Origin of the sequence: Halomonas halmophila (assembly GCF_006540005.1) — a bacterium.
Taxonomy (GTDB): domain Bacteria; phylum Pseudomonadota; class Gammaproteobacteria; order Pseudomonadales; family Halomonadaceae; genus Halomonas; species Halomonas halmophila.
Genome location: NZ_BJOC01000024.1, coordinates 16,345 through 29,572, shown reverse-complemented (window position 1 = coordinate 29,572; position 13,228 = coordinate 16,345). Strand labels below are relative to the sequence as shown.

12 protein-coding genes are annotated in these 13,228 nt (G+C 64.5%); 7 read left to right on the top strand and 5 right to left on the bottom strand.

Translation table 11 applies throughout. The annotated features are described in order from the left end of the window. Positions 1-3: 3 nt before the first annotated feature. A complete protein-coding gene (locus HHA01_RS09695) occupies positions 4-357 on the bottom strand; it encodes a putative quinol monooxygenase (protein WP_141320157.1) in 354 nt (117 codons plus the stop codon). A gap of 181 nt (positions 358-538) precedes the next feature. On the opposite strand from HHA01_RS09695, the gene HHA01_RS09690 reads away from it, so the two are divergent. After that, complete coding sequence (locus HHA01_RS09690; RefSeq protein WP_141320155.1) at positions 539-2,413, top strand: AMP-binding protein; 1,875 nt, start codon at positions 539-541, stop codon at positions 2,411-2,413. 48 nt (positions 2,414-2,461) lie between these two features. On the opposite strand, the gene nhaD is transcribed toward HHA01_RS09690, so the two are convergent. After that, positions 2,462-3,949, bottom strand: coding sequence for a sodium:proton antiporter NhaD (gene nhaD, locus HHA01_RS09685; protein WP_246053872.1), 1,488 nt, complete (start codon positions 3,947-3,949; stop codon positions 2,462-2,464). A 224-nt stretch (positions 3,950-4,173) separates the two neighbouring features. Between nhaD and HHA01_RS09680 the strand changes: the two genes are divergently transcribed. From HHA01_RS09680 to HHA01_RS09670, 3 genes are all read left to right on the top strand, one after another. Further along, on the top strand, positions 4,174-5,139 hold the full coding sequence (locus tag HHA01_RS09680; protein ID WP_141320151.1) for a YbgA family protein: 966 nt from the start codon (positions 4,174-4,176) through the stop codon (positions 5,137-5,139). Next, on the top strand, positions 5,136-6,377 hold the full coding sequence (locus HHA01_RS09675; RefSeq protein ID WP_141320149.1) for a methyltransferase: 1,242 nt from the start codon (positions 5,136-5,138) through the stop codon (positions 6,375-6,377). Before HHA01_RS09680 ends, HHA01_RS09675 begins: the two co-directional genes overlap by 4 nt. A 106-nt stretch (positions 6,378-6,483) precedes the next feature. Further along, complete coding sequence (locus HHA01_RS09670) at positions 6,484-7,827, top strand: UDP-glucose dehydrogenase family protein (RefSeq protein ID WP_141320147.1); 1,344 nt, start codon at positions 6,484-6,486, stop codon at positions 7,825-7,827. Positions 7,828-7,835: 8 nt separating this feature from the next. Here the strand turns inward: HHA01_RS09670 and HHA01_RS09665 are convergent, their stop codons facing one another. Next, positions 7,836-8,942, bottom strand: a complete 1,107-nt coding sequence (locus tag HHA01_RS09665) for a pyridoxal phosphate-dependent aminotransferase (RefSeq protein WP_141320145.1) — start codon at positions 8,940-8,942, stop codon at positions 7,836-7,838. Between the two features lie 32 nt (positions 8,943-8,974). Next, positions 8,975-10,411: an FAD-binding oxidoreductase gene (locus HHA01_RS09660; RefSeq protein ID WP_141320143.1), complete on the bottom strand. Its 1,437-nt coding sequence runs from the start codon at positions 10,409-10,411 to the stop codon at positions 8,975-8,977. Between the two features lie 221 nt (positions 10,412-10,632). On the opposite strand from HHA01_RS09660, the gene HHA01_RS09655 reads away from it, so the two are divergent. Then, entirely contained in the window at positions 10,633-11,199 is a 567-nt protein-coding gene (locus HHA01_RS09655; RefSeq protein ID WP_141320141.1) for an AAA family ATPase, read from the top strand. Between the two features lie 8 nt (positions 11,200-11,207). Here HHA01_RS09655 and HHA01_RS09650 read toward each other — a convergent pair whose 3' ends face one another. Continuing rightward, positions 11,208-11,816 (bottom strand): TetR/AcrR family transcriptional regulator, encoded by a 609-nt coding sequence (locus tag HHA01_RS09650; protein ID WP_141320139.1) that lies wholly within the window; start codon positions 11,814-11,816, stop codon positions 11,208-11,210. A 137-nt stretch (positions 11,817-11,953) separates the two neighbouring features. On the opposite strand from HHA01_RS09650, the gene HHA01_RS09645 reads away from it, so the two are divergent. Then, a complete protein-coding gene (locus tag HHA01_RS09645; protein WP_141320137.1) occupies positions 11,954-12,694 on the top strand; it encodes an SDR family NAD(P)-dependent oxidoreductase in 741 nt (246 codons plus the stop codon). Next, positions 12,691-13,104, top strand: coding sequence for a nuclear transport factor 2 family protein (locus HHA01_RS09640; RefSeq protein WP_141320135.1), 414 nt, complete (start codon positions 12,691-12,693; stop codon positions 13,102-13,104). Before HHA01_RS09645 ends, HHA01_RS09640 begins: the two co-directional genes overlap by 4 nt. Positions 13,105-13,228: the final 124 nt, after the last annotated feature.

Here is a 13,228-nt window from a genome sequence, read left to right as displayed (position 1 = left end):
CGCTCAGGATGTCAGGGCGGGGGCATCGAACTCGGCGGGCTCATCGCTGTAGACGCAGACATTGGCGTCCTCGATCACGCCCTCCGGCGACTCTACCTGTTCCTCGAAGAACGCCTGGATCTCGCGGCGCTGGCAATGCGCCTCGAAGGCCTCGCGGTTGGCCCAGGTCTCGTGGAAGACGATGGGGTAGCTGTCGCCCTGGGCGAAGGGGCTCTCGATGCGCCGCGTCACGGTGTAGCGCAGGCAGCCGTCCTCGCGATGGGTGTTCGGTTCCAGCGCCTGCAGGGCGGCGAAGGCGGCGGCTTCCTGGCCGGGCTTGGGCTTGAAGCTGGCGACGCAGTAGATCTTGCTCGACATGGGGTCTCCATCGGGACGAGTAAACTGACAAGGCAGCTTCTGACCTTAACATGCGGCTGATATTGCGGGGGAGTATGACATCCCCCTGGCACTCTCCTTAGCCTATCGTCGTCTGGCGAAGCGCCCCGTCACATTCGACATTGAGGGCATCGATTACCCAGACAACAGCAGTGGTGCCCCGATGCGTTACCCAGAGACCTACTCAGCGTCCATCGAACAGCCGGAGGCCTTCTGGCGGGACAAGGCGTCCTGGATCGACTGGTTCGAGGCTCCCGAGACCATTTTGTCGCGGCGTGCGGATGGCCACCATGATTGGTTTCCCGACGGCAGGCTCAACACCGCCGACCTGGCGCTCGATGCGCAGGTCCGGGCCGGGCGGGGCGATCAGCTGGCGCTCATCCATGATTCCCCCGTCACGGGCACGATTCAGCGCTTCACCTATGCCGAGCTGACCGCACGGGTCGCACATTTTGCCGGGGCGCTGCGCGACAAGGGCGTGGGGCCGGGTGACAGGGTGATCCTGTACATGCCGATGATCCCGGAGGCGGTGATCGGCATGCTGGCTTGTGCCCGGCTGGGGGCCATCCATTCGGTGGTGTTTGGTGGTTTCGCGGCGCACGAACTGGCGGTGCGCATCGACGATGCCAAGCCCAGGGTCTTGCTGACGGCTTCCTGCGGGATCGAGGTGGATCGCGTCATCGCCTACAAGCCGCTGGTGGATGCGGCCCTGGAAGAGTCCGTCCACCAGCCGGAGGCGTGCATCGTCTGCGCGCGGCCACAGGCCAATGCCGAGCTGCAGGCCGGTCGGGACTTCGACTGGGCCGGGCTCGAGGCCGCCGGCCAGGCCGTCGAGCCGGTGCCGGTGCGCGCGACGGATCCGCTGTACATTCTGTATACGTCCGGCACCACCGGCAAGCCGAAGGGGGTGGTGCGCGACAATGGCGGCCATGCCGTGGCCATGCGCTACAGCATGGCGGTGGTCTATGACGCCAGCCCCGGTGATGTGTTCTGGGCCGCCTCGGATGTGGGCTGGGTGGTGGGCCACAGCTATATCGTCTATGGCCCGCTGATCACCGGATGCACCACCATCCTCTACGAGGGCAAGCCGGTGAAGACCCCGGATGCCGGGGCCTTCTGGCGCGTCTGTGCCGAACATGGCGTCAATGTGCTGTTCACCGCCCCGACGGCGTTCCGCGCCGTGCGCAAGGAAGACCCCGAGGCAGAGGAGCTGTCCCGGTATGACATCCGCTGCCTGAAACGCATCCTGCTGGCTGGCGAACGCCTGGATCCCACCACCCATGCGTGGCTGAGCGACAAGACCGGCCTGCCGATACTGGACCACTGGTGGCAGACCGAGACCGGCTGGGCCATCTGCTGCAATCCGGTGGGGATCGAGAAGCTGCCGACGCAGCCCGGCTCGGCCGGTGTGCCCACGCCGGGGTTCGATGTGGCCATCCTGGATGCCAGCGGCCAGCCCGCAAACCCCGGCGAGCAGGGGCAGGTGGCGGTTCGCCTGCCGTTGCCGCCTGGGTGTCTGACCACCATCTGGGGCGATGATGCGCGTTTTCGCCACGCCTATCTGGATCCCGTGCCCGGCTACTACTACTCGGGGGATGGCGGTTACCGCGATGCACAGGGCAACGTCTTCATCATGGGGCGCATGGATGACGTGATCAATGTGGCGGGCCATCGCCTGTCCACCGGCGAGATGGAGGAGGTGGTGGCGGCGCATCCGGCCGTGGCAGAGTGCTGCGTGATCGGCGTGCGCGATGAGTTGCGCGGCCAGGTCCCCGTTGGTCTGGTGTTGCTCAAGGATGGCGCGACCATCGCGGCCGATGACCTGGAAGACGCGTTGGTCGAGATGGTGCGTCAGCGGATCGGCGCGGTGGCCTGCTTTCAGCGTGCCGAGATCGTCGAGCGCCTGCCCAAGACACGTTCCGGCAAGATCCTGCGGCGGGTGCTGCGCGACATCGCCGATGGCGAGGACTACGCCGTCCCATCGACCATCGATGATCCCGGCATTCTGGAGGACATCGAGAAACGGCTGCATTCCTGAGTGCGTCGCGCCGCCCGGCAGACCGGGCGGCGGACCGTGCCGAGGCCATCAGTGGAAGATCGCGAAACTCTCGGCGTTGATCAGCATGTGCGCCACCACACTGGCCGCATAGCCCAGGGCGATGACCGGTGCCCAGCGCATGTGGCCGGCAAAGGTGTAGATGCCGCGTGCCTGACCCATCAAGGCCACGCCGGCGGCGGAGCCCACCGACAGCAGACTGCCGCCGACACCGGCGGTCAGGGTGATCAGCAACCAGTTGCCCAGGGACATGTCGGGTTCCATGGAGATCACTGCGAACATCACCGGGATGTTGTCGACCACCGCCGAGATCATGCCCAGCACGATATTGGCCCAGACTGGGTCCCAGCCCGCGTAGAGTGTCTCGGACAACAGGCTCAGGTAGCCCATGAAGCCGAGGCCGCCCACCGACATCACCACTCCGTAGAAGAACAGCAGGGTGTCCCACTCGGAGCGCGCCACACGGGTGAAAACATCGAAGGGCACCACGCTGCCCAGTGCCTCGAGCTTGCGCCAGTCACCGCGCTGGCTGTAGCGCGTGCGCTTGCGCTCCAGTGAGCGCGGTAGACTCTGGCGCAGGTAATAACCGAAGAACTGCAGGAAGCCAAGGCCGGTCATCATGCCCAGTGCCGGCGGCAGGTGGAGCATGGTGTGGCAAAGCACCGAGATGACGATGGTCACCAGAAACAGGAAGACGATGCGCCGCGCGCCGCGCTTGAGCCAGATGTCCTCTTCCAGGGCCGCCGGCTTGCGATTCTTGATGAACAGGCTCATGACGACGGCCGGCACCAGGTAATTGACCAGCGAGGGGCCCAGCAGCTTGAAGAACTCCTGGAACTCGACCAGCTTGGCCTGCCAGACCATCAGGGTGGTGATGTCACCAAAGGGACTGAAGGCACCGCCGGCATTGGCAGCCACCACGATGTTGATGCAGCAGATATTGATGAAGCGCTTGTCACCCTCGGCCACCTTGAGCACCACGGCGCACATCAGCATGGCAGTGGTCAGGTTGTTGGCGATGGTCGAGATCCAGAAGGCCAGGATGCCGGTGATCCAGAACAGCGAGCGATAGCTGAAGCCCGTCTCGACCAGCCAGGCCCGCAACTTGTCGAAGACGCGGCGCTCTTCCATGGCATTGATGTAGGTCATGGCCACCAGCAGGAAGAGCAGCAGTTCACTGTATTCCAGCAGGGTGTCGCTGAAGGCCTCTTCCGCGGCATTGGGCAGGCCCGAGCGCATATAGGTCCAACCGATGAGTGCCCAGATCAGGCCGGCGGCGACGAGCACCGGCTTGGACTTGCGCATGTGCAGCTTTTCCTCGGCCATGACCAGGGCATAGGCGGCCAGGAAAAGGGTGACGGCGATAAAGCCGGGGATGGTATACGTCAGGTCCAGTTCGCCGGCGGAAGCCGCCTGGGCGAGCGGGCTGAACAGCAAGATACATAAAGCGAGCACGCAAGAACCTGGCCATCGGGCGCTGTGCCGGGGCCAGTAGGGATCATGATGGTGAGTCAGCATGACAGAGGCATCCTGAGGTCTGGAGGGAGAATGGGGCGAAATCGCGAGGTATTCTACACTAATCAAACACTGTTCGCCATTTGTTAGGTGGCTAAGATAGGGCCCGATCAGGGCGCGATGGTCGCCGCGTGGGGGGGAGCCGGCCGGTGGCTACGGCAATCGCGCAAGCCCGTGTCTGACGTTATCCTGTATGAAGTAGAAGTCGGAGCTGACAGGAGTGCGACATGCAGCAAGCCGCATCTGATACCGCCATCCCGGTGGGCATCAGTGCCTGCCTGACCGGTGCAGAGGTGCGTTATAACGGCGGTCACAAGCGGTCGCGCTACTGTCTGGAGGTGCTCGGGGAACGGCTGCGCTTCGAGACCTTCTGTCCCGAGCTGGAAGCCGGACTCGGTGTTCCCCGGGAGCCCGTGCGTCTGGTCGGCCGCGCTGGTGAAACGCCTCGTGTGCGTGGCACCCGGAACACCGAGCGGGATGTCACGGCGAGTATCGAGCAGGTCGGCATCGACTTCGTCGAGGCGCATCGTCACCTGCGTGGCTTCATTCTCATGAAGGGCTCGCCGAGTTGCGGCCTGGAAAGAGTCAAGGTCTACCACGAAAACGGCATGCCGAGTCACACGGATTCCGGCGCCTTCGTGCGCGTCATGCGCGAGCATTTTCCCGAGCTTCCCCTGGAAGAAGAGGCCAGGCTCAATGACCCGGGGCTGCGCGAGAACTTCATCTCGCGCATCTACGCCCTGGATGACTGGAAGCGCAACGTCGAGCCGGAGCCCAGCCATCACGCCATGCTGCAGTTCCACAGTCGTCAGAAGTTGCTGCTGATGGCCCACCGGGTGCCGGCCTATCGCGAGCTGGGGCGCTATCTGGCAGAAGCGCATCAGCGGCCACTGGCCGAGACCCGGCAGCATTATCTGCAAGGTTTCATGCAGGCCCTGGCCCGGCCGGCCACGCGCAAGTCGCATACCAACGCCCTGATGCATATTCTGGGCTACCTGAAGCATGCCCTGGATGGCCAGACGCGGCGCGATCTGCTGGAGTCGATCGAGGAATACCGCCTCGAACAGGTGCCGCTGGTGGTGCCCATGCGCCTGCTCAACCACTATCTGAAACGCCATGGTTCCGACTATATCTGCCGACAATCCTACCTGGATCCGCACCCCTATGAACTGGGGCTGCGCAATGCGATATGAATTCGTGCCAGGCGGCCTGTCGGGCCTGCGAGGTCGTAGTGGCCGCTGACGGCGTGACGCTCGACCACGCCACCCGCTTGCGCCGTCTGGGCGAGGTGCTGGGGGCATGGCGCAGTGTCTGGCAGCCACTGCCGTTCCAGCATCCCGTACTGCCCTGGGAGGCAGAGCACGGCGAGCTGGCCGCGGCCCTGCGCGGCTTGTCCGATGCCGAGGCCGAGCGCCTGCAGGATGCCCCGCTCTCGGCCAGCGCGCTGGCGCACTGGTTACCCGTCGATGAACTGGCCGCTCTGGTCGATCTGCCGGAGCTCGCCGCAGCCGGCGAGCCGACACTGCCCGATAGCTGGGGCGTCTTCGTCGGCGGTCGCAAGTGGCAGCAGATTCAGGCCTTCGCGCCCCTGGTCAGGGCGGATCGTCCCTTGCTGGAGTGGTGTGCCGGCAAGGGCCATCTGTCGCGCGGCCTGGCGCGCTGGCATGACAGACCGGTCGACGCCCTGGAGTGGCAGCCCGCGCTCTGCGAGGCGGGCGGGGCGCTGGCGCATCGCCAGTCGGCTGCGGTAAGGCTGCATCAGCAGGATGTCATGGCCGCGGATGCCGAGCGCTGGTTGAACGACGAGCGGCGTGTCATGGCGCTGCACGCCTGCGGGGATCTGCATGTGAGGCTGCTGCAACTGGCCGCTCGCCGGCGCAGTGCCGTGACCCTGGCTCCCTGCTGTTACCAGCGCACTGCCGACGCCGGTTACCAGCCGTTGTCGCGTCAGGCCCGCCGCGAGATGAACTGGTCGATGTCGCGGGACGACCTGGCCATGGCGGTCCAGGAGACCGTCACGGCCCCCGGCAAGGTGCGTCGCAAGCGTCGCCTGGCCAATGCCTGGCGCCTGGGCTTCGATGCCCTGCAGCGCTCGCTCACGGGGCGCGACCGTTATCTGCCGGTGCCCAGCCTGGCCTATGGACGGCTGCCGGACCGCTTTGCCGACTTCTGTCGCTGGGCCGCCGAACGCAAGGGCGTGGTGCTGCCGCCCGGTGTCGACTGGGCGGCTCATGAAGCCGAGGGCTGGCGGCGCCTGGCCGAGGTGACGCGTCTCGAGCTGGTCCGCCATGTGTTTCGCCGCCCCCTCGAGGTCTGGCTGGTGCTGGATCGGGTCAGATTGATGGAGGAAGCGGGCTTTCGGGTGCGCCTCGGCACCTTCTGCGACCGGCAACTGACGCCCCGCAATCTGGTGATTCAGGCCGAGCCGTGAAGCCGGGCAGGCCGCGCCTGCCGCTTTCATGGCAGGACAAAGCCGGCTAGCATGGCATCCACGTTGCGATATTCAGTGAACAAGACTCCTGCTGGGGAAATAGGGAATGAAGATCACGATTTTCGGCACGGGGTATGTGGGCCTCGTGACGGGTGCCTGCCTGGCGGATGTGGGGCACGACGTGTTGTGCATGGACGTTGACGCCGACAAGGTCGCGCGTCTCGAGGCCGGTGACATCCCGATCTACGAGCCGGGCCTGGAAGAGCTGGTGACGCACAATACGGCGTCCGGACGGCTTTCCTTTACCACAGATGCGGCCAGGGCGGTCGAGTTCGGCACCCTGCAGTTCATTGCCGTGGGCACGCCCCCCGACGAGGATGGCAGTGCCGATCTGCAGTACGTGCTGTCGGTGGCCCGGACCATCGGTCAGCACATGAACGATTTCAAGGTCGTCATCGACAAGTCCACCGTCCCGGTAGGCACCGCCGATCGCGTGCGCCACACGATCGGTGAGGTGCTCGAACAGCGCGGCGCGAGCCTCGAGTTCGAGGTCTGCTCGAACCCGGAATTCCTCAAGGAAGGGGCGGCCATCGAGGACTTCTCCCACGGCGCGCGCATCGTCGTGGGTACCGACTCCGAGCGGGTTCGCGAGCTGATGCGGGACTGCTATGGCCCCTATATTCGCCTCCAGGAAAAGCTGATGTTCATGGATGTGCGCGCCGCCGAGCTGACCAAGTACGCGGCCAATGCCATGCTCGCCACCAAGATCAGCTTCATGAACGAGATCGCCAACCTGGCCGAACGCCTGGGGGCCGATGTGGAGCAGGTGCGGCGCGGTATTGGCTCGGATCCGCGTATTGGCTATCACTTCATCTACCCGGGCTGTGGCTACGGCGGCTCCTGTTTTCCCAAGGATGTGCGTGCCCTGACGCGCACGGCCGGTGATGTCGACTATCAGGCGGAACTGCTCAGCGCGGTGGAAGGCGTCAACCAGCGCCAGAAGCAGACGCTGTTCGACAAGCTCGAGCGGGCCTTCGATGGCGACCTGGCCGGACGCACCATTGCCGTCTGGGGCCTGTCCTTCAAGCCCAATACCGATGACATGCGCGACGCCCCGAGTCGCCTCCTGATGGAATCGCTGTGGCGGGTCGGGGCGCGGGTGCGCGCCTTCGACCCGGAGGCCATGGACGAGTGCCGGCGGATCTACGGTCAGCGTGATGACCTGACTCTCGCCGAGACACGCGAGGCCGCCGTCGAAGGGGCCGATGCGCTGGTCATCTGCACTGAGTGGAAGGTCTTCCGCATGGTCGACTTCGACTGGCTGAAGGACCAGCTCGGCATGCCGGTGGTCGTCGACGGCCGCAACCTCTACAACCCCGAGACGGTTCGCCGGGCGGGCCTGATGTATTATGCGGTGGGGCGTGGTGATTCCCTGCACCAACCCGTCTGAGCGCCGAGTCATCCGTCCTGCAGGGCGCGCTCCAGTGTCGCCAGGCGGCCGGGCGTCAGGGCGTCGGCTACCGCCGAGATGCGCAGCACATGGCCCAGGTCGGGATGCGCCGGTCGGGCGATCAGCTTGCCCTCGTCCAGCAGGGCAGCGTGGACCTGCCCGGCCAGTTCGGCACTGGGCAGGCGGATGCCGATGAAATTGGTGGCGCTCGGCAATACCTCGGCGCCCAGTGCCCGAAAGTGATCGGCCAGTGCCTCGCGGCGGGCGATGACATCGGCAATGTGCTGCCGGGTCTCGGCGGGGTGATCCAGCACCACCTCGGCGGCGGACAGGGTCAGGGTCGAGACGGCATAGTGAATCCGCACCTTCATCAGCATGGCCAGGGTATCCGCTTCGGCAATCGCGTAACCGATGCGCATGCCGGCCATGCCGTGCGCCTTGGACAGAGTGCGGCAGCGAATCACGCCGGGCAGCACCTCGCGCCCGAAGGGTGTATCGGCATCCGGGCGGAAGTCGTGATAGGCCTCGTCGAGTAGCAGCCAGCAATCCTCCGGCAGCGCTTCGCGCAGCTTTTTCACCGCCTCGTCGTCATGCAGGTGGCCGCTGGGGTTGTCCGGATTGGCCAGATACACCAGTCGGGCGTGCTGTGTGTGGGCCGCCTCGGCGAGCGCCTGCAGATCAGGGGCCAGGCTGTCCTGGTCCTCGGCGTAGGGCACTTCGACCACCCGGCAGCCCTGACCACGGGCGAAATACCCGAAGGTGGGGTAGGTGCCGGCCGAGCTGATCACCGTCTCGTCGGGCATCGCCACCGCACGCAGTGCCAGGGCCAGCAGGCTGTCGGCGCCGGCATCCACCAGCAACGCCTCCAGCGGAATGCCCTGTTGCCGTGACAGGCGTTCACGTACGCCGAGCGCCTCGGAATCCCCGTAACAATAGGCATGCTCGACCATGGCATCGCCGAAGTGGCGGCGCAGCGCCGCATGCGGCATGTCCAGGCCCTCGTTGGAGCCCAGCCGGTGGGGAATGGTGCGCCCCAGGCGGCGTTGCAGCACCCAGATGCCGGGGAAGGGGTTGTCGGGACCGGGATGATACAGGTGGTCGGCAAAACGTGGCATGTCATCCTCCTTGAGTGAAAAGGTGATATGAATCAGTGCGCGTCCTGGAGGTCGGTGGTGATAACCTTGTTGCGGTTGAGCAGGCTGTGAGAATCCAGAGCTTGCTTGAGCGTGGCCATCACAGCGATCTCTTCGGGTGTGCGGGAGACATGCAGCCAGCTACGCTTTTCAAGGCCGATGCCGTGTTCTGTCGAGACCGAGCCCCCGAGGTCGGCCAGGGGCTCGTAGATGCAGCGCTCCACGCGGTGTCGGGTGTCGGCATCGTCGCTGCCGACGCCGACCGAGAGATGCAGGTTGCCATCGCCAAGGTGGCCGAATACTACCAGGCGTCCACTCGGCCAGTGCTCGCGGAGCATCGTCTCCACGTGTTCGACATAGGCGTCCATGTCACCGATCGGCAGGCTGACGTCGAAGGTCATCACGGGGGCCAGGAGACTGACCAACCCCTCGATGTCCTCGCGGATGGCCCACAGGCCGTCGCGCTGGGCATCGGACTGGGCAATGGCAGCATCCGTCAGAAGGCCCTCTTCGATGGCCGATTCGAAGGCCTGGTCGAAACGTTCTCCATGACGGTCGGCGTCGACGGCCTGAGATTCGATGATGACATAGAAGGGGGATTCGGTGCTCAAGGGGGGAGCGTGACGGCCGCTGATCTCGGTAAGCAGGCGATAGTGGTTGCGCCACATGGCCTCGAAGGCGCTGAGCTCGCCACCGAGTGTCTGTCGCATGTGGCCGAGCAGGCCCGTCAGTGCCTCGAAGGACGGGCAGGCGACTAGTGCGGCTCGGGTGTCCGGCATGGCGGGCTGCAGGCGCAGCACGGCTCGCGTGACGATGCCCAGGGTGCCCTCGCTGCCGATGAACAGTTGTTTGAGGTCATAGCCGGCATTGTTCTTGAGCATCGGGCTCATGGAACTAATGATGCAGCCATCGGCCAGTACAGCCTCTAGCCCCAGCACCTGTTGACGCATCATGCCGTAGCGGATTACCCGGTTACCGCCGGCATTGGTGGCGATATTGCCACCGATGGTGCAGCTGCCGCGGGCCCCCAGGTCGAGGGCAAACTGTAGCCCGGCTTCCTCGGCGGCCTCCTGGACCTTCTGCAGCGGTGCACCGGCCTGGACAGTGAGGGTGGCGCCTACCGGGTCGATGGCCTCGATGGCGTCGAGGCGTTCCAGCGAGATCACCAGTTCCTCGGATGATGCCTCGGTACCGTGTACCAGGCCGGTCAGGCCGCCGTGGGTCACCACTGGCTGGCGGGCCGCATGGCAGAGGCGCAAGATGTCGGCCAGCTCATCGGGTGTGCCGGGGCGAACGATGGCGGCGGCAAGGCAAGGCGCACCGGTCAGCCAGTCGACAGAACGTGCAGTGACGTCGTTGCCGGTGATCACCGCGTTGTCACCGAGCTGCTCGCGCAACCGGTCGAGCAGGGCAGAAAGAGAGGTCGGTGACTGGTGTTCCATGGTATTCATGTCGGTTCCGTATCGTGCCTGTCGGTCGGCTCAAGGAGGCGAGGCCGCAAGCGTGTCATGGCCTCGAGATTGGCGTGAGCGTCCGGGGATGGCATCGAGCAGGCTTCGCGAGGCCGGAGAAAGAGAGTGTCGGCGCGCCCCTCTTCAACAATGCGTCCGTGTTGCATGACGTTCAAGTGATTGATGGACAGTGATGGCAGGAAAGGAGTTGAAGGATACCCATGATGCAGAGAAAGAGTGCGACGACACCACCCGAAAAGCGCTTCGTCATCACCGGTGGTCCCGGCTCGGGCAAGAGTTCTTTGCTTGAAGCCCTGGCTACCGAGGGGCTTATGCATATGCCCGAGGCCGGAAGGGCCATCATCCAGAGCCAGGTTGCCATTGATGGGGACGCGTTGCCCTGGGGGAATAGAGAAACCTTCGCCGAGTTGATGCTGAGCTGGGAGCTGCGTTCATGGCATGAAGCGGCTGAAATCGGCGGACCGGTGTTGTTCGACCGGGGGGTGCCCGATGTGATCGGCTATAGGCGAGTCTCTGGCCTTTCGGTACCGGCCCATGCACGGTGTGCCGCGGAGCGGTTCCGTTATGCCGAGACGGTGTTCGTGGCTCCGCCGTGGAAGGCGATCTTCGCCGGAGATGCCGAGCGCAGGCAGAGTTTCGCTGAGGCGCTTGCTACCTGGGAAACGATGGTCGCCACCTATACTGAGCTGGGTTATACCCTTGTCGAGTTGCCTCGCGTCAGTATCGCGGAGCGTGTCGCCTTCGTGCGCGATAGGCTGAAGCGCTGAATCTTCTGTCAGGAAGCTTGCGTCAAGTTGTCCCAGGCGCTCATGGCGCAGTCCGCGACGCCGAGCAGCTCCTCCCGCGAAGCGCCGTCCCGGGCCTGGATCGACATGCCGTGCTGCACGGTCGAATAGAAGGTGGCGATGGCGTGGCAGTTCGTGTCCTCGGGGAGCTCCCCCTCGTCGACGGCGCGACGCAGACGCGTCTCCAGGCAATCCCGGTTGCCGCGCCGGTGTCGCTCCAGCTCGCTGCTGATCGACGGGTTGGAACCCCGGGGCTGGGGGGAGGCGAGCACAATCATGCAGCCTCGTGACTGATCGTGGCAGGTAAAGGCCCTGGCCGTGGCATACAGGACATGGGCGATAGCGTCCCGAGCGGTGGTCAGGCTGTCGACCGGCTCCCAGATGCCACTGCCGGCGGTTTTCACGTAGAACGCCATCGCCTCCTGGAACAGGGCCTCCTTGCTGCCGAAGGCCGCATACAGGCTGGGGGAATTGATGCCCATGGCGCGTGTCAATTCGCCCAGGGAGGCGTTGTCGAAGCCTCGCTCCCAGAACACTTCCATTGCTCGTGCCAGGGCTGCCTCCCTGTCGAAGCCGCGTGGCCTGCCGCGTGCTGGCATATCGGTCTCCTTTATGTGTCGCTCAATACAAAAATATCTTGACAGGGTCGAGGATGTCCAGCCATCGTTATTTATGTATTGATCAATACATAAATGATTCAATCCTTTTGAGTGCAAGAGATGATGGGAGATGAAGCATGACCCAACTGACAGACAAGGTCGCATTGGTAACAGGGGGAAGCCGGGGTATCGGTGCCGCAGTGGCGAAGCGGTTGGCCGGTGATGGCGCCACGGTTGCCCTGACCTTTGTCGGCAGCGAGGACAAGGCGCGAGCCGTGGTGGCGGATATCGAGCAGCAGGGCGGTCGTGCCATGGCGATTCAGGCCGACAGTCGTGACGATCGTTCTATCGAGAATGCGGTGGAGCGCGTGGCATCGAGCTTCGGCGGAATCGATATCCTGGTCAACAATGCCGGGGTATTTCTGATCGGGGATATCAACGAGCTGGAGCGTGATGACCTGGATCGCACCCTGGAGACCAACCTGCGCGCTCCCTTCGTGGCCATTCAGGCGGCGGCGCGTCACATGCGTGACGAGGGGCGCATCGTGTCGATCGGCAGCAATCTCGGGCCGCGCGTTCCCTGGCCAGGGCTCAGCCTTTACGCGATGAGCAAGACCGGGCTGATCGGGCTCACCAAGGGCGCCGCCCGAGACCTGGGGCCACGCGGTATCACCGTCAATGTCGTGCATCCGGGGTCCACCAATACCGACATGAATCCTGCCGATGGTGACCTGTCGGATTTGCAGCGTGGCGTCATGGCGATTCCTCGCTACAACGAGGCCGACGACGTGGCGAACCTGGTGGGCTGGCTGGCAGGCCCCGAAGGGCGCTCGGTGACCGGAGCGGAATTCACCATCGATGGAGGGGCCAACGCATGATCACGCGTCTTGATACCGTGAAAGCCTATTTCCGGCGGGTGGACGCCGATGACCCCTCGGTGACAGCGCTTTTCACCGAAGATGTGAGCTTCTATTTCCCCAAGTTCGGCCCGGCATCGGGGAAGGAGGCACTGATCGAGTTCGGGAGACGCATTCGCCGGGAAGTGCCCGAGCTGGTGCATGATATCGATGAGTTTCATTATATCGTCGACGACAACCATGTCGTGGTGGAGGGGACCGAATCCGGGCGGCTTTGGGATGGCACAGCATGGCCCGATGGCGAGATATCCCAGGGGCGCTTCTGTAGCGTGTTCGCCTTCGAAGGCGACTTGATCCGGCGCATGCATGTCTATGTCGATCCGGATTTCGGCAATGCCGATCAGGCTCGGTTGGACGGCCTGCGAGCCTGAGCGTTGGCCGAAACGTCGGCATCGCTTCCAGCCGGAGGGCCAGGCGTCTCGAGGCGCTCGGCCCTTCGGCTGTTCACCTTCCCCGGGAACATCCGTCCGAGGCTGTGGTCGATCTCAGCATGAG